Annotated in this window: 21 protein-coding genes; 4 read left to right on the top strand and 17 right to left on the bottom strand. The window is 67.2% G+C overall.

The genetic code is table 11. The features are described 5' to 3' along the window. Positions 1-115 precede the first annotated feature (115 nt). The 4 genes from G9E11_RS19625 to G9E11_RS19610 form a co-directional block, all read right to left on the bottom strand. Complete coding sequence (locus tag G9E11_RS19625) at positions 116-994, bottom strand: 2-hydroxy-3-oxopropionate reductase (RefSeq protein WP_190608947.1); 879 nt, start codon at positions 992-994, stop codon at positions 116-118. Positions 995-1,085: 91 nt separating this feature from the next. Then, positions 1,086-1,886 carry a hydroxypyruvate isomerase family protein gene (locus G9E11_RS19620; protein WP_190608945.1) on the bottom strand — a complete coding sequence of 267 codons (801 nt, stop codon included), beginning with the start codon at positions 1,884-1,886 and terminating at the stop codon, positions 1,086-1,088. A gap of 256 nt (positions 1,887-2,142) precedes the next feature. Continuing rightward, complete coding sequence (locus G9E11_RS19615) at positions 2,143-2,556, bottom strand: SRPBCC family protein (protein WP_190608943.1); 414 nt, start codon at positions 2,554-2,556, stop codon at positions 2,143-2,145. Further along, positions 2,553-2,882, bottom strand: a complete 330-nt coding sequence (locus G9E11_RS19610) for an ArsR/SmtB family transcription factor (RefSeq protein ID WP_190608940.1) — start codon at positions 2,880-2,882, stop codon at positions 2,553-2,555. The genes G9E11_RS19615 and G9E11_RS19610 overlap by 4 nt, the downstream gene beginning before the upstream one ends. Positions 2,883-3,187: 305 nt before the next feature. Between G9E11_RS19610 and G9E11_RS19605 the strand changes: the two genes are divergently transcribed. After that, positions 3,188-3,391, top strand: coding sequence for a hypothetical protein (locus G9E11_RS19605; RefSeq protein WP_190608938.1), 204 nt, complete (start codon positions 3,188-3,190; stop codon positions 3,389-3,391). Positions 3,392-3,437: 46 nt separating this feature from the next. Here G9E11_RS19605 and G9E11_RS19600 read toward each other — a convergent pair whose 3' ends face one another. The 11 genes from G9E11_RS19600 to G9E11_RS19550 all read right to left on the bottom strand — a co-directional run bounded on the left by G9E11_RS19600 (position 3,438) and on the right by G9E11_RS19550 (position 16,779). Further along, positions 3,438-4,871: a UDP-glucose dehydrogenase family protein gene (locus tag G9E11_RS19600; RefSeq protein WP_190608935.1), complete on the bottom strand. Its 1,434-nt coding sequence runs from the start codon at positions 4,869-4,871 to the stop codon at positions 3,438-3,440. After that, positions 4,868-5,995 (bottom strand): phosphotransferase, encoded by a 1,128-nt coding sequence (locus tag G9E11_RS19595; RefSeq protein ID WP_190608934.1) that lies wholly within the window; start codon positions 5,993-5,995, stop codon positions 4,868-4,870. The genes G9E11_RS19600 and G9E11_RS19595 overlap by 4 nt, the downstream gene beginning before the upstream one ends. After that, positions 5,992-7,290 carry an aminoglycoside phosphotransferase family protein gene (locus tag G9E11_RS19590; protein ID WP_190608932.1) on the bottom strand — a complete coding sequence of 433 codons (1,299 nt, stop codon included), beginning with the start codon at positions 7,288-7,290 and terminating at the stop codon, positions 5,992-5,994. The genes G9E11_RS19595 and G9E11_RS19590 overlap by 4 nt, the downstream gene beginning before the upstream one ends. Next, positions 7,287-9,188 carry an ABC transporter ATP-binding protein gene (locus tag G9E11_RS19585; RefSeq protein WP_414635214.1) on the bottom strand — a complete coding sequence of 634 codons (1,902 nt, stop codon included), beginning with the start codon at positions 9,186-9,188 and terminating at the stop codon, positions 7,287-7,289. Before G9E11_RS19585 ends, G9E11_RS19590 begins: the two co-directional genes overlap by 4 nt. Continuing rightward, on the bottom strand, positions 9,188-10,360 hold the full coding sequence (locus tag G9E11_RS19580; RefSeq protein WP_190609200.1) for a glycosyltransferase family 4 protein: 1,173 nt from the start codon (positions 10,358-10,360) through the stop codon (positions 9,188-9,190). Before G9E11_RS19580 ends, G9E11_RS19585 begins: the two co-directional genes overlap by 1 nt. After that, positions 10,360-11,580 carry a glycosyltransferase gene (locus G9E11_RS19575; protein ID WP_190608929.1) on the bottom strand — a complete coding sequence of 407 codons (1,221 nt, stop codon included), beginning with the start codon at positions 11,578-11,580 and terminating at the stop codon, positions 10,360-10,362. Before G9E11_RS19575 ends, G9E11_RS19580 begins: the two co-directional genes overlap by 1 nt. Next, on the bottom strand, positions 11,567-12,805 hold the full coding sequence (locus tag G9E11_RS19570; RefSeq protein WP_190608927.1) for a glycosyltransferase family protein: 1,239 nt from the start codon (positions 12,803-12,805) through the stop codon (positions 11,567-11,569). The genes G9E11_RS19575 and G9E11_RS19570 overlap by 14 nt, the downstream gene beginning before the upstream one ends. Before the next feature lie 410 nt (positions 12,806-13,215). After that, complete coding sequence (locus G9E11_RS19565) at positions 13,216-14,175, bottom strand: SRPBCC family protein (protein ID WP_190608925.1); 960 nt, start codon at positions 14,173-14,175, stop codon at positions 13,216-13,218. A 270-nt stretch (positions 14,176-14,445) separates the two neighbouring features. Beyond that, a complete protein-coding gene (locus G9E11_RS19560; protein WP_190608923.1) occupies positions 14,446-15,027 on the bottom strand; it encodes an AAA family ATPase in 582 nt (193 codons plus the stop codon). 339 nt (positions 15,028-15,366) lie between these two features. Continuing rightward, positions 15,367-16,215, bottom strand: a complete 849-nt coding sequence (locus G9E11_RS19555) for a PhzF family phenazine biosynthesis protein (protein WP_190608920.1) — start codon at positions 16,213-16,215, stop codon at positions 15,367-15,369. Between the two features lie 93 nt (positions 16,216-16,308). Beyond that, positions 16,309-16,779, bottom strand: a complete 471-nt coding sequence (locus tag G9E11_RS19550; RefSeq protein WP_190608918.1) for a hypothetical protein — start codon at positions 16,777-16,779, stop codon at positions 16,309-16,311. 181 nt (positions 16,780-16,960) lie between these two features. Here G9E11_RS19550 and G9E11_RS19545 point away from each other — a divergent pair, with 181 nt between their 5' ends. The 3 genes from G9E11_RS19545 to G9E11_RS21295 all read left to right on the top strand — a co-directional run bounded on the left by G9E11_RS19545 (position 16,961) and on the right by G9E11_RS21295 (position 21,293). Beyond that, complete coding sequence (locus tag G9E11_RS19545; RefSeq protein WP_190608916.1) at positions 16,961-18,724, top strand: ABC transporter ATP-binding protein; 1,764 nt, start codon at positions 16,961-16,963, stop codon at positions 18,722-18,724. Next, positions 18,721-20,736: an ABC transporter ATP-binding protein gene (locus G9E11_RS19540; RefSeq protein ID WP_284691196.1), complete on the top strand. Its 2,016-nt coding sequence runs from the start codon at positions 18,721-18,723 to the stop codon at positions 20,734-20,736. The genes G9E11_RS19545 and G9E11_RS19540 overlap by 4 nt, the downstream gene beginning before the upstream one ends. 176 nt (positions 20,737-20,912) lie before the next feature. Next, a complete protein-coding gene (locus tag G9E11_RS21295; protein WP_246469062.1) occupies positions 20,913-21,293 on the top strand; it encodes a hypothetical protein in 381 nt (126 codons plus the stop codon). Positions 21,294-21,826: 533 nt separating this feature from the next. Here the strand turns inward: G9E11_RS21295 and G9E11_RS19530 are convergent. Together G9E11_RS19530 and G9E11_RS19525 are read right to left on the bottom strand one after the other, a co-directional pair. Beyond that, complete coding sequence (locus G9E11_RS19530; protein ID WP_190608913.1) at positions 21,827-22,582, bottom strand: SDR family NAD(P)-dependent oxidoreductase; 756 nt, start codon at positions 22,580-22,582, stop codon at positions 21,827-21,829. Next, positions 22,579-23,982 (bottom strand): DUF6421 family protein, encoded by a 1,404-nt coding sequence (locus G9E11_RS19525; RefSeq protein WP_190608910.1) that lies wholly within the window; start codon positions 23,980-23,982, stop codon positions 22,579-22,581. Before G9E11_RS19525 ends, G9E11_RS19530 begins: the two co-directional genes overlap by 4 nt. Positions 23,983-24,199 lie beyond the last annotated feature (217 nt).

Genomic DNA, 24,199 nt, shown 5'->3' with positions numbered 1-24,199 from the left:
GCTGAAGGAAGCCCCGGTGTGGGGCCTGAAGAGGGCGTTGGTTGAGCTTGTCGAAACCCCGCTGGTCGAGCCTGTCGAAACCCTTGATCTCGACGGGCTCGATCAGCGGAAGTCCTTACTTTCGGCCGCTGAGCTGGAGGACCTGCTTGAAGAGTCCCGAGTGGTCTAGGCCGCCGTCGCCCTGGTTGACGGTGGCGGCGACGAGCTGGGCGACGACGGCGCCGAGCGGGATGGAGACGTTGGCTTCGCGGGCGGCGGAGGTGACGATGCCCAGGTCCTTGTGGTGCAGGGCGAGGCGGAAGCCGGGGTCGAAGTTGCGGTCCAGCATCTTCTGGCCCTTCTGGTCCAGGACCTTGGAGCCGGCCAGGCCGCCGCCGAGGACCTTGAGGGCGGCGTCGGTGTCCACGCCGTAGGCCTCAAGGAACGCGATGGCCTCACCGAGGACCTCAATGTTGACGGCGACGATCAGCTGGTTGGCAGCCTTGACGGTCTGGCCGGAGCCGGAGGGGCCGACGTGGACGATGGTCTTGCCGACGGCGTTCAGGACGTCCTGGGCTGCCTCGAAGTCTGCCGTGTCGCCGCCGACCATGATGGACAGGACGGCGTCGATGGCGCCCTGTTCGCCGCCGGAGACCGGGGCGTCGAGGGGGCGGATGCCGGCTGCGGTGGCGTCGTCGGACAGGCGCTTGGCGACATCGGGGCGGATGCTGGACGCGTCGATCCAGAGGGTGCCCTTCTTGGCGTTGGCGAAGACGCCGTCCGGGCCGCTGACGACACCTTCGACGTCGGGGGAATCGGGCACCATGGTGATGACGACGTCGGCGTCCTTGACGGCGTCCGCGATGCTGGAGGCGCCCTTGCCGCCTTCGGAGACGAGCTTGTCGATCTTGTCCTGGCTGCGGTTGAAGCCGGTGACGGTGTGGCCGGCCTTGACGAGGTTGATGGCCATGGGCAGGCCCATGATTCCGAGTCCGATGACTGCAACGTTGCTCATGATGGTTCTCTTTCTGAAGTCTTTGTGATGGTTGGGCCCACGCCCGCAGGGGTCCCCGGCCGAGCTTGCGAGGTTGGGGAGGGGGCGGGGACTAGCTGGCGGCGTGTTCGCGGATCGCCCAGCTGAAGGCGGTTTCCTGTGGTTCCTTGTATTCGAGGCCGATGTAGCCGTCGTAGCCGAGTTCGCGGCTGCGGGCGATCCACTCGCCGAGGGGAAGCTCGCCGGTTCCGGGAGCCCCGCGGCCGGGGTTGTCGGCAATCTGGATGTGGCCGAAGTCCTTGGCGTGGTTTTCGATGACCGCGGCGACGTCGTCGCCGTTGACGGCCAAGTGGTAGAAGTCCGCGAGCAGTTTGATGTTCTCGGCGCCGGATTCCGCCTTGACCCGGGCGATCACATCGAGCGCATCCTGGGCCTTGAGGAGGGGGTAGCGCGGTGCTCCGCTGACGGGTTCAAGGAGGACTGTGCCGCCGACGCGGGCCACGCCCTCAGCCGCCGCGGCCAGGTTCTTGGCCCCCAGTTCGTCCTGCTCCTCCGGGCTGAATTCCTCCTGGCGGTTGCCGTAGAGGGCATTGAAAGCGGTGCAGCCGAGGCGTTCGCCGATGCCGGCGACGACGTCGATGTTGTCCTTGAACTCGGAGCAGCGTCCCTTCCAGGAGACCAAGCCGCGGTCGCCGCCGGGCATGTTGCCGGCATTGAAGTTCAGGCCGGAGAGCTGGACGCCGGCGTCGGTGATGGCGCGCTCGAAAGCCGTGGTCTCGGCGTCGGAAGGGACTGAGCTCTCAAAGGGCCACCAGAACTCGACGGCGTCAAAACCGGCCGCCTTCGCGGCTGCGGGGCGCTCGAGCAGGGGCAGCTCCGTCAGGAGGATGGAGCAGTTCACTGTGTACGTCATCGTAGGTCCTTCCGGGGAGGGGCTTTGATCTATCTTCCCTGCTTATCGGCCTCTACGCCGTTTCCGCTTTGTGGAATTTAGATTCTGCTTTATGAAAAGTGTAGGGAAGGGATGGCAGGTGAGTCAAGGGGAGCGTTACGGTGAATGGCCGACGCCGGAGACGGCAGTTCTGGAGCCGCGCGGAAGTGCAGGAAGGGCCGGCACTCGAGGTGCCGGCCCTTCCTGATGTTGCGGTCTGTATTTTGTCCGTCGGGCGCTACGCCCGCGCTGCGTCGACGAGGACGTCGTCGATCCGGGACAGCACGCCCGGCCAGCCGTTGCCCATGCCCTCGAAGGCCTGCTGGCCCATCGGAGTGTCGAGGTTGAAGCCGGCGTGCTCGAGGTGGAGGACTGTTCCGTCCTGAACAGTTTCAAGCGCCCACGTGATGATGGTGTTCAGGCCGCCCTCTGCGAAAAGGAAGCTGATCGAGGTGCCTGGGTCGACACTGAGGACTTCGCACTGCTGCTGCCCCCAAGCGCCCATGTCCAGGGTGAAGCGGTGGCCGGCGGCAGGGGCGATATCGCCCGGCGCCCACCAGCGGGCGAGCAGGTCCGGCGTTGTAAGCGCCTTCCATACGGCCTCGGGTGGGTGCGGAAAATGCCGCGTGAGGCGGATCGTATTGTCGGTCATGATGGGTTCTCCTCGTTCGATAGGTTGCTGTCCAGTAGGTTGCCCAGCGCATCGAGGCGCCGGTTCCAGTAGTGCTCGTATTGCTTCAGCCAGCCGTCCACCTCGGCCAGGCCGGCGGCCTGAAGGTGATACACCCGATGCCTTCCTTGCCGCTCTTCCCGGACGAGTCCGGCCTCGCGGAGCACGGCGAGGTGTTCCGACGCGGTAGAGCGGCTCTGCTCGAGCAGCCCCGTGAGGTCACCCGCCGTCCGTGGCCCGTTGCGGAGCTCGTCGAGGATGAGGCGCCGTGCCGGGTTGGCCAGGGCGCCGAAGATGTCGGGAAGCACGCTTGCAGAATATGTCGGAAATTTCCGAAATGAAAGTGCGCGCGGCTACATGCCAGCGGATCTGCCCGCTCCCGGCCACGTCCAGGTGATTGGCTGGCATTTCGGTGACCAGAAACAGAAAAACCCCTGTTTCACGGGGCTCCGGGCTCGTAAAATAAAGGTGGGGCCGACGGCACGAGCCCCGGAGAGCGATCCTTACGAGCCCGGGGCGCCTTCCCAAAACGCCGCCGGCCCTTATGAATGCCGCCAGGTTCCGATCCGGTTACGGCTCTTCCCGCAAGGTCACGGCCATGTGACCATGGGGCATGAGCGAAGAACTTATGGCGGCACCCTCCGGCGGTGGCGCCCCCCGTAATCGAACGGCCGGACTGATCCACTCCGAGGGCTCTGAGGCAACGCGAAAGCTCCGCGAGCAGGCCAAACGGCGCCGGGAAGCGGAAGCGAAACTGCAGCTGCACCTGATGGAAACCCGCAACAAGTCGGCCGAAACGCCGGACCAAGCCCTCTGACGGCACAGCGCTTTGACGGACCCGGCCCTCTGACTGCACCGCCCCGCTACACGCCTTGAGGTACCTGCGCCTCGTCAGCAATTGAACCCCGGCCACCCGTGACCCGCGGCCCATCGTTAACCCGTGCTGGCAGCCGGTTGGGCGCGCCGAGGGCTCGGTAGTCCCAGCCCGCGGCGCGGTACGCTTCGGCATCGAGCGCGTGCCGGCCGTCCACGATGTTCCGCAGCTGCACGAGGGCGCCCAGTGCGGCCGGATCGGCGCGGCGGAAGATGTCCCATTCGGTCAGGAGGGCCACGATTTCCGCGCCGGTCACCGCGGCTTCGAGGGTTTCGGCGTAGGCGAGGTCCGGGTAGCTGCGCCGGGCATTGTCCATGGCTTTCGGGTCGAACACGGTGACCTTCGCCCCGGCCTGGTGGAGCATGCGGGCCACGTCCAGGGCGGGGGCGTCGCGGATATCGTCGGAATCGGGTTTAAACGCGGCGCCGAGGACGGTGACGTGCACGCCCGTGAGGTCGCCGCAGGCCATTTCAGTGATGAGGTCCACGGTGCGCTGTCGCCGCCGCTGGTTGATGGCGTCCACCTCCTGCAGGAAGCCCACGGCCTGCCCGACGCCGAGTTCTTTAGCCCGGTGCGTGAAGGCCCGGATGTCCTTGGGCAGGCAGCCGCCGCCGAAGCCGAGGCCTGGTTTGAGGAACCTGCCGCCGATGCGGCTGTCGTAGGAGAGCGCGGTGGCGAGCTGGTTGACGTCGGCGCCGGTGGCTTCGCAGATTTCGGCCATGGCGTTGATGTAGGAAATTTTGGTGGCCAGGAACGAATTCGCGGCGGCCTTGACCAGTTCGGCTGTGGCGAGGTCGGTCACCACCACCGGTGTGCCGTCCGCGATGATCGGCGCGTAGCAGGCCTTGAGCAGCGCCAAAGCCCGTTCGGAGGCCACACCGAACACCAGCCGGTCCGGGTGCAGCGTGTCCTCGACGGCGTGCCCTTCCCGCAGGAACTCAGGATTCCAGGCCAGAGCCGCGCGGCCGCCGGCAGGGGCGTTCTGCTGCAGGAACGCCGTGAGCCGCTCCGCGGTGCCGATCGGAACCGTGGACTTGCCGGCCACGAGGCATTCCCGGTCCAGATGCGGCGCGAGCCGGGAAACGGCAGCCTCCAGATAGTGAAGGTCTGCGGCTGGCGAATCGGGCTCCTGCGGCGTGCCGACACACAGGAAATGGATTACGGCGCCGGCCGCCGCCGAGAAGTCGGTGGTGAAGCTCAGTCTGCCGCTCTCCAGCCCCCGGCGGAGCAGTTTTTTCAGCCCGGGTTCGTAGAACGGCAGCTCCCCGCCGGACAGCGCACGGACCTTGACGGGGTCGACGTCGATCCCCACCACCCGGTGCCCCAGCAGCGCCATGCAGACGGCGTGCGCTGCGCCAAGATATCCGGTCCCGATGACGGAAAGGGAAAGCCCGTCCGGTTCCCGCATTGGAAACTTGCTCATGTCAGGTTCCAAGCTCTGTATGTTCCGGCTGCGCCGGATCCGGGGACGCCGGATACGTTGCCGGCTGCGGCTCCCATGGCGGCCGCAACCGGCGGGCGGAAGGAATACAGGCAGGCCAGGCGGAGGCGCGCTGACGCACGATAGGCGGCAAGACGGCCCGGGCTGACGTCCAGGCGCTCGGCCGCGGACATGACGCTGGCGTGGGCGATAGCGTACCGGCGGGTGGTGAGCAAGTGCCGCCGCCACCTCTCTTCCAGATGCATGTCCAGGTTGGCCAGATCCAGGGCAGCCTCAGCCATGCAGGACTCGTCGAAATCCAGCAGTCCCGGGGCGCCCGGATGGTCTGTGCCAAGCATCTGCTTCTCGTGCAGGTCTCCGTGCGCCCAACCCAGGCGATCCCGGGGCAGAGCAAGGAGACCGGCCGTAACCACATCAGTCCGCATCAAGAGGGCAGCCCGTGCCGTGGCTGCCTCGGCAATGCCCTCGCTGTGGCGCAGCCAGTGGTCGACCCAGCGCCGCAGGCTGACGGCTTCCTCCTCCGCGTCGTGCAGCGGAAGCCGTTCCAGGTCAGTCCGGAATGCCGGACTGCTCGCGCTGGCCACGGTTTCCGTCCACGCCCGCTGCCACTCGGCCCACTTGGCGGCATAGAACACGTCCGTGATTCCGGTCTGGTCCTGCCCGAGCTCGTAAAAGGAGCGGCCGGGGACGGCGCTGAAGACCAGGACGTCCCGCCCGGCGGCAATGAGGCGGGGCGTGTTGAAGCCGGCGGCGGCCAGGGGAGCGGCGGCAATGGTGTGGCTGGCGGCCGCAGTTGGCGCCCACCCGGGCGGAAGCACCTTGATGTAGCTGGCTGGAGTCCGCAGGACGGCGCGCCTGTGGGCACGGTGAACCACAACTTCGCCTTTGGCTGACTCAGCGGCGAGGGCTGGCAGGCGGCGGTCATTCACTGTGACGGGGTCGAACCGGCCCTCTTCGAAGCGTCCCGCCAGGACACCCGGCCGGCCCGGCTTGCGGACCTCCAGGACGTACCGGCCCGCCGCGGTTTCGGGCCATGCTCGCTGGACCGACCAGACGAACCCCGCGGCGTCGGTCACCCGGCGGGGGACGGGAGGACGCCAGTTCATGGGATCAGCTCCTTTGCCCTGCTGAGATGCCAGGACATGTCTGCTGCCCATTCCGGGGACCGGTCGCGGAAGGGGTCAATGCTGCTGTTGAAGAGTCGGAAGGCCGCCCAGGCATCCACCCCGGATTGTGTGAAGCGCCCGCCGGCCTGGAGGTAGCCGTCCATGAGACCGGCCGTTTTGGGGCCGCCGGCAGATGCACCGCCGGCAGATACATCACGGGCAGGTGCGCCGCCGGAAGCGGGCAGCACCGTCTCTTCCGCCGCAGCGAACGATCCCAGGTCGGCCTCGGCCGTCCCCGCGTGCGCGCGGTCGAAGTCGATGAGGCGCACCTCCGAACCCCCTACCAGTACCTGATCGGGCGAGAAGTCGCCGTGCACGAGCACAGGGCCGGGCTGGCCGCCATTAAGCAGCAGTGCACTGAGTTCGGCTTCGATGCGCCTGGCCGTTTCCTCCAGTGAAGGCAGAAGGGAGGAAACCATGTTGCTGGTGGCCTGCAGCTGCGTGGTGATTCCCGCCGGCCAGCTCCCCGCGCTGTCCTGGATGACGGGATCAGCAACGCCGTGCAGCCTGGCCAGGGCTTCTCCGGCAGCGATGGCGCCCGGCTCGTCGTCGAGCCCGGCGAGGTCGCCGCCGCCCCAGGCGACGCAGGCGCTGATGCCGTGGTCCAGGCACTCCGCGTCCCCCAACTGGGGGAGGAGCGGGACCCCATGAAGACGGAGGCGATCCAGGAAGTGGGTCTGCTGTCCTGCGGTGGCGGGTTTCGCGGCGGCCTTAATGACGACGGCGGTGCTCGCCTGGTGCGCGGACAGCACCAGCCGCCGTTCCGGCTTGTACCGCAGTACGCTGCTGCCCGCGAGCAGAGTCCCGCCCGGTCTGCTGGAAATGCCCAGCCGTTCGGCGCCGTGCTCGCGCAGCCACAGGAGATTCTTGTACAGGGCCCAGTCGTCCTCCACACCGCCTACCGCCACCAGCGTGTCCTGTTGCCCGGGGTCCGGCCGGAGGACGCGCATGTTCCCGCCGCGGGACCGTGAGGTGCTTTCGCGCCGGAGCAGCTTGGCGACGGGGGCGGCCAGGGTATAGGCCCAGCCGTAGTCGAAGCTGCCGTTGCGGATCCTGCGGAAAGCCACCAGCAGGGAAGTGCCGGGCTTGTAGCGGCAGCGGGTGACGCGCACGGTCTCGCCGAGCAGTTCGGACAAGCGGGTGTTGTCCAGCAGCCAGGAAAGGGCAGGCAGCGCGGCGTCGCGGCGGGCCAGGGACTGGTCCGGGTTGCTGAATCCGGAGGGTGAGGCGTTCACGGCACCACCTGCCTGACTTCGCCCGGACTAACCTCGCCGGGCCGGTTCTGGACGCCCGGGGCCTGGTCCGCCATCCAGTGGAAGAACCGGGAGCCGGAATCCCGGAGCAGGTCTTCCGGCCGCCCGGCTTCGACGATGCGGCCGTGTTCGAGCCAGACGACGCGGTCGCAGGAGCGCGCGGAGTGCGCATCGTGGGTGATGGTGATGGACGTGCGTCTCTGGGTGAGGGCGGCGAGGGCCTGCAGGACGGAGTTCCGCGACACAGGGTCCAGGCCTGCGGTGGCCTCGTCCAGGATGACGATTGGTGCCTGCCGGAGTACGGCGCGGGCAATGGCGATCCGCTGCCGCTCGCCGCCGGAGAGGTCCTTTGCCGCTTCACCCAGCACGGTGTCGTAGCCATCCGGCAGGGCACGGATGAAGCCGTCGGCCTGGGCCAGGACGGCGGCCTCCTCGACGTCCCGGTCCGTGGCGTCCAGCCGGCCGAACCGGATGTTGTCCCGCACCGAGGCGCCGAAAAGCACGGAGTCCTGCAGCAGGATTGACACGTGGGCGCGGACGGAAGCGATGGTGAGGTCGCGGAGGTCCTCGCCGCCCACCCGGACGGAACCGGCGCTCGGGTCGATCATGCGCAGGACGAGGCTGGCGAGGGTGGATTTGCCGGCACCTGACGGGCCAAGGATGGCCAGGTGTTCGCCGGCTGGGATGGTGAGGCTGATGCCGTGCAGCACGGGTCCTTCGCCGTGCCCGGCGGAGACGTTGTCCAGCACGATGTCCGGGTTGACGCTGTTCAGGCGGCGGGCGTGGGGGGCTTCGGGCAGGTCGGTCTGGGCCTCGAGCAGGTCCGCCACGCGTTCGCCGGAAGCGGTGGCGCGGGCGATGCGGCCGGTCTGCTTGGCCAGGTCCTTCAGTGGTTTCATGCCGGTTTTGAGGTACATCAGGAACACCACGAGGTCGCCGGGGGTGATCGCGTGCTCCAGGACGCGCCAGCCCCCGCCGGCGAGGACAACCGCCGTCGCGATGCCGATCAGCACGTCGGTGCGCCGCTCCAGGCCGGCCGCCAGCCGCAGCGCCGCGACGCCGGTGCCGAGGGTGGCCTGGTTGCTCTTGCGGAAGCCGGAGCTGATGGTGTCTTCCAGCCCGTAGGCCTGCACCTCGCGGATGGCGCCGAGGGTCTGGGCGGCGGTGGTGGCGAGGTGTCCTTCGCCTTTGCGGGAGCTGCCCGCAGCGGCGGTGATGGGGCCGGAGCTGGCGCGGGAAAGCAGCGCGAACGCTCCGCCGGCCAGGAATACCACCAGAGACAGGAGCGGGTCGAGCCACAGCAGGATGCCCGTCATTAGGACCAGGGTGATGGTGTTGCCCAGCAGTGGCAGGCCGGCGGTGACGGCGACCTCCTGCAGGCGGGACACGTCGCCCACCAGCCGCTGGACCGTGTCGCCGGTGGACGCCCGGGTGTGGTGGCGCATGGACAGGCTTTGGACGTGGCGGAAGGCGCGGGCCCGCAGGTCCGACGCCACCCGGGATCCGATCAGGGCGAAGCAGATCGCGGACCAGTAGTTGGCCACGGCCCGGCCCACCGCGATCGCCACCACAATGGCGCCGCACAGCACCAGCGTCTGGACGCTGGCATCCAGCGAGGGTCCGGGCTTGCGCAGCGTCGCGCCCAGGGCGCGGGAAACGGCGTCCACCACGAGCTTGACGGGCCATGGCTCGATGAGGCGGAAGAGGACGTCGAACGCCAATGCGGAGAATCCGCCCGCCATCAGCCACCGGTGGCCCCGCAGGTGCGGGCGTACGCAGCGCAGCGTCCGCCGCAGCCCGGACTCCGGCCTGGCCGGGCGGGCGGGCTTGGCCCGGCGCGAGGAGCGGGCGGGGCTTGAGCGGGTGGGGTTCGCGCCCATCATGCCACCCCTTGGCTGAGGGGCAGCGCGGCGGTGATGCGGGACAGTACGCTGTCCCAGCTGTAGAGTCCGACGGCGGCGGCCCTCGCCTGGGTGCCCAGACGCTCGCGGAGCGCGGCGTCCGCGCCGAGGCGCTGAAGGGCGGCGGCGAAAGCAGACGCATCACCCGGCGGGACGAGCAGTCCGGTGCGTCCGTCCTCCACGATGGACGGTATCTGCCCCACTGCCGTCGCCACGATTGGCATGCCCGCGGCCATGTACTCGTAGACCTTCAAAGGCGAAAAGTAGTCGTCCCGGCCAGGCTGAGGCTGCGGGTAGGGTGCGGCGGCGGCATCGCATCCGTGCAGCAGCCCGGGCACCGAATCCGGGGTCACCGCACCGGTGAACTCGGCCTCCACGCCCAGTCCGGCTGCCGCCCGTTGCAGGTCCTGCCTGCCGGGGCCGTCGCCAATGATCTTCACGGTCCACCGTCCGTCGTAGCCTGAAGGCCCGGAGTCCGTGTTGGCCAGTGTTACCGCCGTGAGCAGGGCGGGGACACCGTGCCACGGCTTCAGCGTGCCCACGAATGCCACGGTGAGCCGGCGGGGGTGGCGGCGGCCGCGCGGCCGGGGACCAATCCGTTCCGTGTTCACACCGTTCGGTGCCAGCAGTGTTTTGGCTCCTGGCACCCGGCCCTCCACCCAGCGGACGACGGGCTCGGAGACGGAGGCCACGGTGTCAGCGGCCAGGGCGTTGCTGTGCAGGACGGCCTCGGCCAGGCGGACGTCGAACAGCTGCCGGTACCGCTGCTGCTCCTCGATCAGCGGCGCGTTGACCTCCAGCACCGACGGGACCCGGAGGGTTCCGGCAACCAGGGCCAGGGCCGGGCTGAAGAGCGAGTAGCGCTCGTAGACCACGTCGCAGCCGTCGCGGACCACCGCCTCGGCCAGGGCCGCCGCAGCCTCCCCGATGGCACGCTCCCGATCCTCCCCGTCGGCGCGGCGGGGCCGGAGTTCGACGACGGCCAGGTCCGCCAGGTCGGCCGGCCTCTCGGTTCCGGCGCGGGTGCAGTAGACCGTGACGTCCGCCCCGGCCCGGCGCCAGGCGCGGGCGATCTCCTGCACATGGACCGACGATCCCTTGGTGCCGAAGACCGGAACGCCGGGGTCCGCACACACGTAGGCGACGCGCATCACGCTACCCTCCTTGCCTCCATCGACAGCACCCGGAGCGCCTCCGCCTGCCGCCGCACGTCGTAGTCCTTCTCGATCAGGGCGCGGGCATTGCGGGCCATCGCAACCCGGTCCGTGGCCGGTGAGCTGATGCGGCGGATCGCCTGGGCCAGCAGATGGGGCTGGCCGGGCCGGGTCAGTATGCCGGTGTGCCCGTTACGCACGGCCTCGGGTATGCCCGTCACGGCCGTGGAGATGCAGGGAACGCCGGCGGCCATGGCCTCCAGCAGGACAGTGGGCATCCCGTCGGCGTTGCCGTCCGAGCCCACGACGCACGGCGCGATGAAGGCGTCGGCCGAATCCAGCAATTCCTGGACCTGATCCTGGGTCTGCGGGCCCAGCAGCCGCACACTCCGCACCAGCCCAAGCTGTTCCACGGTGCACTGCAGCTGTTCGGCCAGCAGCCCCGTGCCGGCGATCCGCAGGTCCAACGGGAATCCCTGGGCCACCAGCTCCGCGGCAGCCGGCAGCAGGTACTGGAACCCTTTCTTCTCCACCAGCCGGCCGACGGCGGCCACCCGGACGGTGGATCCGGGGGGGCGGGGGTCCCGGTAGGGGAACCGGTCCAGTTCCAGGCCGTTCCGCACCAGGTGGAGGCGGGAGGTGGCGTCCGGGAAGAGGCGGCGCAGGAAGCGCAGGTTGTACTCGCTGATCGTCACGGAATGGTGGGCCTGGGCGAACTTGATCCGCAGATCGTCCTTGCTGACGGAGTCCAGGAAGATGTCCACGGCGTGGGCCGTGAAGGAGTACGGGATGCCGGTGATGGCCGAGGCCAGCCTGGCCACGCCGGTGGGGGTGGACGCGAAGTGGACGTGCAGGTGCCGGACGTTGCGGTCCTTCAGGGCGACGGCGAGGTTGATGGCCTGGATGGCATCATTCGATTCGATGGTGGCCAGCTCCGCGAAAAGCCGGGCGACGGCGGGGGCCAGGCCGGCGGCCTCGGCCGCGCGGAAAACATTCCACACGCCGAGGGCGCTTTTCGGGCGGCCGATATACGTCACGGGAGCTTTGACGCGGGCGAGTTCGGGATGGAACCGCGGATCGTCGGGCGGGCGCAGGGAGAAGATCTCGATCCTGTCCCCGGCGGCCTCGCGCGCCAAGATCTCCGACACGATGAACGTCTCGGAGAACCGCGGGTACATCTTCAGGATGTAGGCGGTGGCCGGTTCAGACTGCAGCATGGGCGGCACCTTCCGGGCTGCCGGTCACACGCGATGCCGACGACGATGCCGCGGCGCGCAGCAGGGGCCGGTGCGGCACGGGCTGCAGAAGTTCGGCCGCCAGTTGCGGGACGCGGACCAGCCCATTGAGCTGTGCCTGCCTTCTGTCCACCCTGGTGCCCAGCCGGCGGGCCAGCCAGCCGGAGAGGATCTCCGGCGTGAGCGTGCCGATCTCGTGATACTCCAGGAATCCCGCCGCGGCCAGGGATGCGGCCCGGATCCGTTGCTCGGACCGCGAATGGGTGCGCGGCACGATCAGGGCGGGGACGTCTGTGCTCATGATTTCGCAGACGGTGTTGTAGCCGCCCATGGACACAATGGCCCGGGCCCCGCGCAGGTGGAGCACCATGTCATCGAGCCTTTCGACAATCCTGACGCCTGGCATGGCCCGCCGCCGCAGATCGGCGAGCCGGTCCGCCGGCATCTGGGGGCCGGCGACGACCAGGTGGTCGATACCCGGAGGCAGTTCCGCAGCTGATGCCAATGCTGCCAGCGCGTGCCCGTCGGCTCCGCCGCCAAGGGTGGTCAGGACGTAGGGGCCGGGCATGATGGGTTCCCCCGGACCCGCTGGCCTGCCGGCGGCGAGGTAACCGGTGTAGCGGACCAGCTTCTGCACGGAGGGCGGGATTTCCCCGGCGGAAACGGGATCATGGACTGCGGGGTCGCCGTAGACCCAGATGGCGTCAAACAGGGCCTCGACGAGTGAGGCGCCGCCCACCCTCTCCCATTCGGCCATGGCCGCCTCAGGCGTATCCAGGATCTCGCGCAGGCCCAGGACCGTGCGGACAGGCCCGGCCGAGCGGGCACGGCGCAGGGCTGTTTCCAGTTCGCGATGGATGCCGGTGGCGTGGCGGTCAACCACCACCAGGTCGGGAAGGAAACCGTCCAGCACCGACTCGAGCAGGCCGGCCCGGAGCGAGACGAGGTCCTGTATGGGCACGGTCAGGTTGCGGGGCTGGTAGCCGGCAGGGCTCTTGTCCACTCCAGGCAGGATCAACCAGTCCCATCCCGCCGGAACGTCGAACCCGGGGGCCAGCACAGTGCCGGAAATGAGGATGCCGGTCACCTCGCGGCCGGTCAGGACGGGCAACTGGTTACTCAGGGCGTGGGCCAGCGCAAGATTGCGCCGCACGTGACCGAGACCCAGCGAGTCGTGTGAATAGAGAACAATTCTTATGTGCTCCATGTGGGCCCCCACAGCCTGCCGATTCTTTAACGAAATGTTTGTTCGGCAAGCCTCAGTGAGAAGACTTAATCGGGAATGAGAGAATTATTGGAGAGCTCTCACAAATGTCCGGGCACGGAATATCGCTGCCGTAACTATTGGTGTATCGGCTGTGCTTGTCCGGCGCGCACGTCAGGCAAGGTAAAGATGTGCATGCCCCCGGCGCTGGGGGAAGAAGATGAATCCCACGTTGCCACTGCGGGCGGCAGAGGTCAATGCTCAAAATAAAGCGTTCCACGACGGGCATTAGGGCAGCCGCATGGACAAAAACGACGGCGGGTTGTCCCGCCGTCGTTTTTGGTTTCAAACCAGGGTGCCGCCGTCTAAATAACGGCCGACGGCGGCACCCGCGTTCTCAGTGGAGGCCGGCGTTAGTGCTGGCCGGAAGTACCACCGAGGGGCGGGAGGGTGCCCGGGCCGCCTTCTTCCCGTTCGGCCCGGTCTGCCGCGCTTCGAGTGTCGCTTGCAGCCGTTTCATCCGAGTCGCCTTCGTCGTCAATCAGGCCGTTGGTCTGGTCGAAGGGATGGGCGACGGTCTCATCCGTCAGTGCCGAACCGGTGCCGGCCGCAGTTCCGCCGGCAAAAGCTCCGCCCGAAACGGTGTCCGCCGCAGTTCCGCCGGCGAAGCCCGGGGCGCCGGTCGTGTCGGTGACGACTGTGGTTTCAGCGTACTCCGGCACCACAGGGGTGACGGTTTCGTCGGCGACATACACAGTGTCGGTGTCCTTGTCCTTGCCGCTCGCTGCAACTGCCGCGGCCGCGCCTGCTGCGGCGGCCACTCCGGCAGCTGCCGCCATCTTGCCGGAGACGCCGGCCTTGCCGCTGTCGCCGAGCGAGCCGGCCGCGTGCTCAACGCCCGGGGTGCCCACCGATCCGCCTTCGTTGACCGAGCCACGCCAGGCGCCGCTGGCGTAGCCTTCGTCCTCGATGAATGCCTTGAACCTCTTGAGGTCGGACTCGGCCTGGTGCTCCACGACGTGCATCTTGTCGCCGATCTTCTCCACGATCCCTTCGGGTTCGTAGTCGATGAACAGCTTGATGGAGGTCTGGCCGCCGCCCACGTCTTCAAACTCCACCGAACCCGCGTTGGTGGCACCCTCGGTCGCAGCCCAGGCAACCTTCTGGTCCGGCTGCTGCTCGAGGATCCTCGCCTCCCACTTGCGCTTCACGCCCGCGATCTCGGCGACCCATTCGAGGCGGTCGTCGCTGAGTTGGGTCACTTTTTTGACGCCGCCCATGAAGTGCGGAAAGTCTTCGAACTGGGTCCACTGGTTGTATGCCGTGCTGACCGGCACGTTCACCAGAATGCGCTTCTCAACCCTCGTGCTCATAGTGTCTCCTTCGTCGAAGTGAACAGATGATGGTCCGGAATCCGAAGTCATCAGCTTGCTTACTATATCGTCGACGGCGGAGTGTGGCCAGAGCAGGCAGTGCCCGGGAAGTGGTTGGGTGGGGAAAAGGGGAAGCCTCCGCGCGAATCAAAGGACTCCAGCGCGGAGGCTTCCAGCGCTCCGATTTGGGGGGAAAGAGGAGAGCTGGCACTAATGTACAGCCGGATGGACTTCCAGGAAGACGTATTCGGCCGTTTCGTAAATTCTTGACTAAACCTTGAGTTGCCGTGGCGAATCGACCGCGTCGATCAGCCGGACGAGCACATCGGAAGGCTTGCCACCGGCGTCGATCTTCACCATGTCCGCGTACTCGGGAAGTGCGCGGTACGCGTTCCGCAGGGCCGTCAGATCGGCCAGGGACTCCTCGTCCGTGCCCCGCGCCAGGATCCGCCGGTGCGCCTCTTCGGGGCTCACGTCCAGATGGAGGACCCGGTCCGGGGCCGGCAGAGTCCGGAGCAGCCAAGGGAGAAACCGTCCCTGGCGCAGGCCCCTTGCCTCGCGCAGCGCCAGCTGGCAGTGGAGGTGGCGGTCCATGACAACCAGCCCCTCGAAGCGGGTTGCCCGAACAGTGGACACCAGCACGTTGAATACGCGCATGGTGGTTTCCGCCGCGTCGGCCAGCCGGGCGGGCAGGTGGATGCCGAGCCGTGCGCTGAGCAGGGACATGCGCCGCCGGCCTGCATAGTTGCTCAGTAAGAGTGCCTTGCTGCCCTCCGCACGGGCCGCCGCAACCAGGGAACGGGCCGCCGTCGTTTTTCCCGAACCGTCGATTCCAGTCAGAACAATGAGCATCTGGCCTCCTTCCGTCTCCCTGCCCAACGTCTGGGGGCCGGGCAACGTTGCGGCTTGGAGGCGCACATCACGTTGTTAGCAGTTCCGTCCGGCCCACAGCCGGGCCGGCAGCCCTGATCCGACGACGGCGGCACCCGCCGGATCTTGCGGCGATCCTGCCGCAATGTTGCGCCGGGCTTGAGCCTGCGGCGGGACAGTATTCCCAGGGGCCGTGCAGAAGCGCCGCGGCCCCGCAAGAGACCCGCATGAAGATCAGCCAAGAGACACCACCGACTGGGACGGGCAGGTTCAATGGGGCACCGCCCGTCCCCGGCAGTTCTTACCCAACCGGGGATGGAATTACAGGGAGACGCTTCCCCGGATGACGGTGCGGCTGGTGCCGCCCACCCAGATGCTGTCGCCTTCGGTGGTGATGGTCAGCCGGCCGTCGCGGCCCAGGACGGTGCCCTGGCTGACGGTGTAGTCGCCCTCCACCACACCCGAGCCGATGAGCCACTGCGCAAGGCCGGCGTTCAGGCTGCCCGTAACCGGGTCTTCGGGGACGGCGAGGCCGGGAACGAAGCCGCGCACCTCGAAGTCCGCCGGGCCGCCGTCCCCGTAAGCGCCGATGACGCCCACGTTCAGCTTCCCCATGGCCACGAAGTCCGGCGTCAGGTCGAGCACCTGCCGGGCCGAGGCCAGCCGGATGCCGAGCCAGCCTGGGCCGTTGTCCACCCAGTTGCTGTCCAGGACCTGCTCGGGCGTGATGCCCAGGCTGGCGATGGCCAGCTCCAGCACCTCGTCTTCCACCGGACCGGAACGGCGCAGCGGCGGGGCCTCGAAGAACTGTTCGTCGGCCGTTTGGCTGATCTTGACGAGACCCACCCCGCATTCCTGCACGAGTTCTCCCGGGCGCTGCGGTTGGCCGCCGTTCTCCAGCCACGCGTGCGCGGAGCCGAGCGTCGGGTGGCCGGCGAAGGGAAGCTCGGACGCCGGCGTGAAGATCCGGAGCCGGTAGTCCGCCTCCGGTTGCGTCGGCTTCAGCAGGAATGTGGTTTCCGAAAGGTTGGTCCAGTTGGCGAAACTTTGCATTTGCTCGTCGGACAGGCCGTCTGCGTTATGGACGACGCCGACCGGGTTGCCGGGCTTGGGCCCGGGGGCAAAGACGTCGACCTGCGAGAAGGGGTACTCGTTCACGGTGGCGGGCATGCTGGTCTTTCTGTGGAAATCAACGTCGGCTGGAACTCACGTGGAGTCCCCAACTACGGTAGGCAGCCTGCCGCACTGCGCACCAGAGCCAATTCAGGAAAGTGGCCCCGCCGTGTTGGCCGCAGCAGCAGGTACCGGATAGGCAGGATCGCGGCGCAGCAGGAAGAACCGGTTGGACGCGGGCAGCCACATCAGCGTGGCACCCGCCAGCGTCAGCACCAGGCCGGCGAGGATCAAAGCGGTGAGGTCGACCGGTGCGCCTATTGCCGACAGGGCGGCGGCGACGGTCAGGAGAATGCGGGCCCAGCGCGCGCCGTGCAGCAAATGCTGCGCTGCCAATACCTGCAGGGCAGTGAGCGGGACGGCAAAGGCCACGAGATAGGGCACGGCCCAGTCCGGGATCGACTGGCCGAAGTCGATGCCTGCCACCTCCAGGATCACGGGCATCATGCCGGCCACCACGGCGCTGGCCACCCAGCAGGCGGCCGCGAGCCGGACAGGGTGCGGTATGTTTACTGGCGCAATTTTTCCGGGCTCGCGATAGCCCAACTGCTGATCGCTCAATGAAGTCCCCATTCTTCAATTTGCGTTGTTCATTCGCGGTGTTCAACTGCCGCGTTCATTTGCGGTGTTCAATTGAGGTGTTTCCGGGTTCCCGGCGACGGCCTCAGCTTACAGGCTGCCCCAAGCCGCCGGACGTAAACTGGCCTTCCGATCACTTCGAGGACCTGCTGCGAGGGCCTGCATGCTTTGGAAGCTTCTTGTCCGGTACCTGCAGCCGCAACGGCGGCTGCTGATCGCCGTCGTCGTTTTTCAGCTGGCGCAGTCCATTGCGTCCCTCTATCTCCCCACCCTGAACGCGGACATCATTGACCTTGGCGTGGCAACGGGGGACACCGGCTACATCCTGGGTGTCGGCAGCCTGATGCTGTTCATCACCCTGCTGCAGATCGCGTGCGCGGTGACGGCGGTGTACTTCGGGGCCAAGGCGGCGATGGGCATGGGGCGGGACCTGCGCGGGGCGATCTTCACCCGGGTGGGCGGGTTCTCCGAGCAGGAGGTCACCCGGTTCGGCCCGGCCAGCCTCATCACGCGGTCCACCAACGACGTCCAGCAGGTGCAGCAGCTGGTGCTGATGTCCGCCACGCTAATGGTGGCTGCGCCCATGCTCAGCATCGGCGGCGTGGTGATGGCCGTCCGGCAGGATGCCCAGCTGTCCTGGCTGATCGCGGTGAGCGTGCCGGCGCTGCTGCTCGGCGTCGGGGTGATCATCAGCCGGATGGTGCCGCTGTTCCGCCTGATGCAGCTGCGGATCGACGCCGTCAACAGGGTGCTCCGGGAGCAGCTGGCTGGCATCCGGGTGGTGCGGGCATTCGTGCGCGAGGACCTGGAGACCGAGCGGTTCGCGGGCGCCAACTCGGACGTCACGGACACGGCGCTGCGGGCCGGGCGGCTGATGGCGCTCGCGTTTCCTGTGGTGATGCTGGTGCTCAACGTCTCCAGCGTCGCGGTGATCTGGTTCGGGTCGTTCCGGATCGAGGACGGCTCCATGCAGGTGGGCACGCTGGTGGCGTTCCTCAGCTACCTGCTGCAGATCCTGATGTCCGTCATGATGGCCACCTTCATGGCCGTGATGATCCCGCGCGCTGCCGTCTCGGCGGACCGGATCGGGGAGGTGCTGGAGACGGAGTCGTCCGTGCGGCCGCCCGTGAACCCGGTGGTATTCGACGACGACGCTTCCCCGGGCACCGGTAGCCGCACCGCCCGCGGTGAGCTGGAAATGCGCGACGTCGGATTCGCCTACCCGGGTGCCGAGCGGCCGGTCCTGAGCGGCATCAGCTTCACCGCCCCGGCGGGGCAGACGACGGCGGTCATCGGCAGCACGGGCTCGGGGAAGACCACGCTGGTGAACCTCATGCCGCGGCTTTTTGACGCGACGTCCGGATCGGTGATGATGGGCGGCGTGGACGTGCGGGAGCTGCACCCGGACCTGCTGTGGGGGCACATCGGGCTGGTGCCGCAGCGGCCGTACCTGTTCTCCGGGACCGTGCGGAGCAACCTGCTGTACGGCAAGCCCGATGCCACCGAGGAGGAGCTGTGGCACGCGCTGGCCACCGCCCAGGCCGAGGACTTTGTGCGCGAGATGGAGGGCGGCCTGGACGCACCCATCTCGCAGGGCGGCACCAACGTGTCCGGCGGTCAGCGGCAGCGGCTGGCGATCGCCCGGGCACTGGTGAAGCGGCCGGAGCTGTACATCTTTGACGACTCGTTTTCCTCGCTGGACACCGCCACCGATGCAAGGCTCCGGCGGGCGCTGCACCGGGACACCGCCGGTGCCACGCTGGTGATCATCGCGCAGCGCGTCTCCAGCATCGTGGACGCGGACCAGATTCTGGTGCTCGACGGCGGCAGGATTGTCGGGCGCGGAACGCACAGTGAGCTTTTGGAGAGTTCGGAGACGTACCGGGAGATCGTGTCCTCCCAGCTGGCGGCGGAGGAGGCGGCATGAGCACCTCGAGCCGGGCCCAGCGGGCCGAGCAGACCGGCACTGCCCCCGGAACCCGGCGGCCCGACGTCGTACGCATTCCCCGGCCCAGCGGCGGACCGGGACGCGGCGGACCGTTCGCCGGGATGAACGTCCCGGCGGAGAAGGCGCTGAACTTCGGGCCGTCGGCCCGGCGGCTGCTGGGGGAGCTGCGCCCAGAGCGGGCGTGGCTGGCGCTGGTACTTGGGCTCGCCGTCGTAAGCGTGGCGTTCTCGGTGACCGGGCCGCGGCTGCTGGGCGAGGGCACCAACCTGATCTTCGCCGGCGTGGTGTCCAAAAACCTGCCGGCTGGGGTGAGTAAGGAGCAGGTGATTGCCGGGCTGCGGGCGTCCGGGCAGAACGCGCAGGCGGACATGATCGGGGCCATGACGCTGACGCCCGGCGCGGGGATCGACTTCGCGGCGCTGGCGAACGTGCTGCTGTGGGCGCTGGCGCTGTATGTGCTGGCGTCGGCGTTCGGCTGGATCCAGGCGTACTTGCTCAACGGCGTGGTGCAGCGGACCGTGTACCGGCTGCGGGAGCGGATCGAGGCGAAGATCCACCGGCTGCCGCTGCGGTACTTCGACTCGATCCAGCGCGGGGAGCTGCTCAGCCGGGTGACGAACGACGTGGACAACATCTCGCAGAGCCTGCAGCAGTCGATCTCCCAGGCGGTGACCTCGCTGCTCACGGTGGCGGGCGTGCTGGTGATGATGTTCCTGCTCTCACCGGTGCTGGCGCTGATTGCGCTGGTGACGGTGCCGCTGACGCTGGTGACGACGGCGCTGATTGCCAAGCGCTCCCAGAAGCTGTTCGTGGCGCAGTGGAAGCACACGGGGGAGCTGAACGGGCAGATCGAGGAGACGTACACGGGGCACGCACTGGTGAAGGTGTTCGGCCGGCAGCGGGAGGTGGAGGAACGGTTCCGGCAGAAAAACGCGGAACTGTTCGAGGCGAGCTTCGGCGCGCAGTTCATTTCCGGCCTGATCATGCCGGCGCTGACGTTCATCGGGAACCTGGTGTACGTGGGGGTCGCGGTGGTGGGTGCGCTGCAGGTGGCGTCCGGGGCGATGCAGCTGGGCGACGTGCAGGCGTTCATCCAGTACTCACGGCAGTTCACCCAGCCGTTGGCCCAGCTGGGGTCGATGGCCAACCTGCTGCAGTCCGGGGTGGCGTCGGCCGAGCGGGTGTTCGAGCTGCTGGATGAGGAGGAGCAGTCGGCGGAATCTACAGGTGCCGCCGCTTCCGGCGGGCGGGGCCGGCTGGTGTTCGAGAACGTCTCGTTCTCCTATTCACCGGACAAGCCGCTGATTACGGACCTGAGCCTGGTGGCGGAACCGGGGCAGACAGTGGCGATCGTGGGCCCCACCGGGGCCGGCAAGACCACGCTAGTGAACCTGATGATGCGGTTCTACGAGCTGGATGCCGGACGGATAACGCTCGACGGCGTGGACGTCACCTCTGTCCCGCGGCGCGAGCTGCGCTCGCGGATGGGGATGGTGCTGCAGGATACGTGGCTGTTCGGCGGGACCATCCGGGACAATATCGCGTATGGCCGGCCCTCGGCGTCTGAGGCGGAGATTGTGGAGGCAGCGCAGGCGACGTACGTGGACCGGTTCGTGCGTGCCCTGCCGGAGGGGTACGACACGCTGCTCGAGGATGAGGGCTCCAACGTGTCGGCCGGCGAGAAGCAGCTGCTGACGATTGCCCGGGCGTTCCTGTCCCGGCCGTCGGTGCTGATCCTGGATGAGGCGACTTCTTCCGTGGATACGCGGACCGAGCTGCTGGTGCAGAAAGCGATGAGTGCACTGCGGTCCGACCGGACGAGTTTCGTGATCGCGCACCGCCTCTCCACGATTCGCGACGCCGACCTCATCCTGGTGATGGAGTCCGGCCAGATCGTGGAGCAGGGGACTCATGCTTCCCTGCTTTCGGCGGGTGGGGCGTACGCGCGACTGTACGAGGCGCAGTTCGCGGCGCCGGCGGCGGAGGTTTAAGGGTCCTGCTGGTGCGAACGGACACTTGTGGCCCGGGGCCAGCTGGCCCGCAGACTTACCTGTGCGCGAAGCCGCCATTCTCACGCGGTCCCCCCGGCGCCAACCTTTCCTCAAGGAATACGACGCAGAGTTGATGCTGGCCGACGCGAGCGTCACTTCGGATCGAAAGGACGGCAATGAACATCAGACGCACTGCTCTTCCGGCAGCGGCACTGCTTGGGGCCCTGACGGTGGCCGGCTGCGCGGCGTCAGCTCCTTCTTCAGGGCCAGCCGTTACCGCGAACCCGGCACCGGCAGTCACGCCTGCACCCGTAGCCCAGAAATTCACGCCAGCGACCAGCGGCAAGCTCCTGGCGGCCCGGCTCATGGCACGCGCTCAGCCCAAGAGCCCCAGTGTCAAGATCACAGGGGTGCAGTGCAAGAACTTCCCAAATCTAAAGGTAGGCACCCACACCGATTGCCAGGTGTTGGCCAACGGCGCCAAGCGCGGGTACCTCGTCACGTTCACCGAGCGCGACGGCCACTACGTTCTCAAAGCGCAGAAGCTCACTTGGTAGCTGTGCGGCGCAGCCGCAAGCTACCCCCGGGAGGACCTGCCACGGACTAACTGGAGGCAGCCCAGTCTTGGTGCCGCCAAAGGACAGGACGTCGACATCGACGTCGGTGGTGAATGCCGCAAAGGAAACCCAAGATGTATGTGCTGCAGCGTTGGCCAGCCTTGCTCCGTCCAGGTGAGTTTCATGCCCGCGCGTGGACGTGAGCGCGATGCTCGTCTCCCCATCCCCAAGGCTTCGGGTCGTTCAGTTCCGGGGTGAGTTTAGGGCAAGGACATTGGCCCCGGTTCCATTGACGACGGGATATGCGGAAGCAGCTGTCCCGAATGGGCAGTGGACGACCTGTTGAAGCGCCGCCGTGTAATAAACTGCTTCGCCGTATGCGGTGACGTGGCCTTCGTTGACTGCCTGGACTGCTTCGATGATTGCCGGGTGAGCCCCTGCGTAGTCCTCGGAGGCGAAGCCCCGGCAGTTCGCGTCGTGCAGACGCCCCGCCAGTACCTGCGGGACGCCTGCTTTGGTATCGACGCTGACGCTCAGGACAGTGCGCCCACAAGGTGGCCGGCGGTGAGGGGCAAGCGCTGCCCGTTGATCTGTTCTGCCTCCAGGTGGAAGATCCGCTCCACAGCGTCGGCAAGGACACTGACATCGGTGAAGCCCGGAAATTTCCGTTCCGGCTGGGCTGCGCGCATCCGGTCATCGACCAGAGCCTTGACGACAAGGACCAACGCGGCTGAGTGCTGAGCGGTGAGGCTTTCTTTTCCTCCCTGCAGTTGCCGGAACCCGTCGGCCACGGCGAGGGTCCAAGCCTCGGCGGCTGACTTGACGGCAGCATAGGCGGCGCCATCCGCCGTTGGCGCGGAAGCGGACTGCGCGGAAACGATGGCCAGGCGTCCGGCCGGGGAAGCAGCCAAGTCATCGTAAAACGCGCGGCTGGTGTTCCTCAGGGTGGTGAGGACGCTGGTGTGCAGGAAGTCCCAGTCTGCGTCCGCCTGGCCTTTGATGCCTTCACCGCCGCGCCACCCTCCTACGAGATGGATAAGGCCATCCACGGGACCCAGATCGTTTCTGACGGACTTCGCCAAGTCTTCAACGGCTTGCAGATCCGCGAGGTTGCAGACATAGCCCGTGACGTTTTCGTAAGCGGCCGAGAGCTCCTGGACCCGGTCCTCAAGAATGTCCACGGCGGCTACGCGTGCCCCTGCCTGCGAGAGGGTGCGCACCACCGCAACGCCGGCAGCGCTTGTCGAACCGGCGACGACGACCGTGCGCCCCGAGAGGTCCTGGCTCATGCGCCTGCCTCGCCCTCAGTCTTCACAGGGCTCTTACCGGTGATCCCGGCAGTTGATTCAATGATTGGGCGCATCTTCTTCTCCAGTGCTTCGTAGAACATTGACAGGGGGAATTCGTCATCGAGGACCTGGTCGGTCAGTCCCCGGGGAGGGCCGTCGAGCGGAAGGGCGTCCGGTCCCTTGGCCCAGACAGAGGACGGGTTGGGGGTGAGGGTTTCCGAGACGAGCTCATAGGCCGCCAGCCAGTGTGCGGTCTTCGGCCGGTCGATCGAACGCCAGTAGAGTTCCTCGATGCGGAGACTCAGCTCGACGACAACGCCGGCGACGTCCTTCCAGTCGATGCTCAACTTTCCATCGGTCCAGTGCAGGACCCGGTGCTGGTGCATCCAGGCGAACAGCAATTGGCCGCCCACGGCGTCGTAGTTGCGGACCCGATTTCCGGTAATCGCGAAGCGGAAAATGCGATCGAAGATCACGGCGTACTGGACCAACTTGGCGTGCTTGCGGGCGTCCCCGGAAGCCGTTTCGTCCCGCTCGATGAGGACTGATTCGCGGAAGGCGGTCAGGTCACAGCGAAGCTCCTCGAGGGAGTACAGGAAGTACGGCATCCGCTGCTTGATCATGAACGGGTCAAAGGGCAGGTCACCGCGCATGTGGGTCCGGTCATGGATCAGATCCCACATCACGAAGGTCTTCTCCGTGAGGTGTTGGTCCTCGAGCAATTCCTCGGCGTCATCCGGCAGGTCCAGGGAAGTAATGTCGGCAGCAGCTTTTAGGACGCGACGGAACCGGGCAGCTTCCCGGTCCGCGAAAATGCCTCCCCACGTGAACGAGGGGGTGCTCCGCACGGCTACGCTCTCGGGGAAGAGTACTGCGGAGTTCGTGTCATAGCCCGGCGTGAAATCGACGAAGCTGATGGGGACGAACAGCTTGTTGGAGTAGCTACCTGACTCCAGTTCAGCGACGAAGGACGGCCAAATGACCTCGATGAGGACGGCCTCAAAGTAGCGGTTGGTGCTGCCGTTCTGCGTGTACATGGGGAACACAACCAGGTGCGGCAGCCCATCGATGCGCCACTGCTCGGGGTGGAAGGCCACCAAGGAGTCGAGGAAATCAGGTACGACGAAGCCCTCGGACGCCCACCGCTGGAAGTCCTGCACGAGCAGTTCGAGGTATTCCCTGTCGTGGGGAAGGTGCGGACGCAGGTCGTCAATTGAGCCAGTGATGATACTGACTTTCTGGCGGGCCTGGTCGTGGTTGGCGGGTTCCGGAACGGAACCGTCCGGCGCCTGAACCTGCTGCAGTCCAATGACGGCTGTCTTCAAAGCCTGCCATGCCGGGAGTTCCTTGAGGTCTTCTGCCCGGGTGCTTGTCGCTTCGGGGCTTGCGATGACAGACATGTCTTCCTTCCGTTGAGGGGTCCCGAAGAACGTAGCAATGGGTAAGCATGCATGATGACTTTTTTCTCCACACATAAGAAACTCTTGTGCTCGCGCGGTCGCTTGTCCGCCCCATTCGTTAGACATCGAGGATTCGATGGGCAACATTCGCTTCGCAAGAGGGCTCGTTCTTTCCATGTGTTAGCTTGATCACCGTCCTTCCCGGCCGGGCCCGCCG

Source organism: Arthrobacter ipis (assembly GCF_014694315.1).
Taxonomy (GTDB): domain Bacteria; phylum Actinomycetota; class Actinomycetes; order Actinomycetales; family Micrococcaceae; genus Arthrobacter; species Arthrobacter ipis.
The sequence above is the reverse complement of the archived record's forward strand: the minus strand, read 5'-3'. Positions and strand labels throughout refer to the sequence as shown.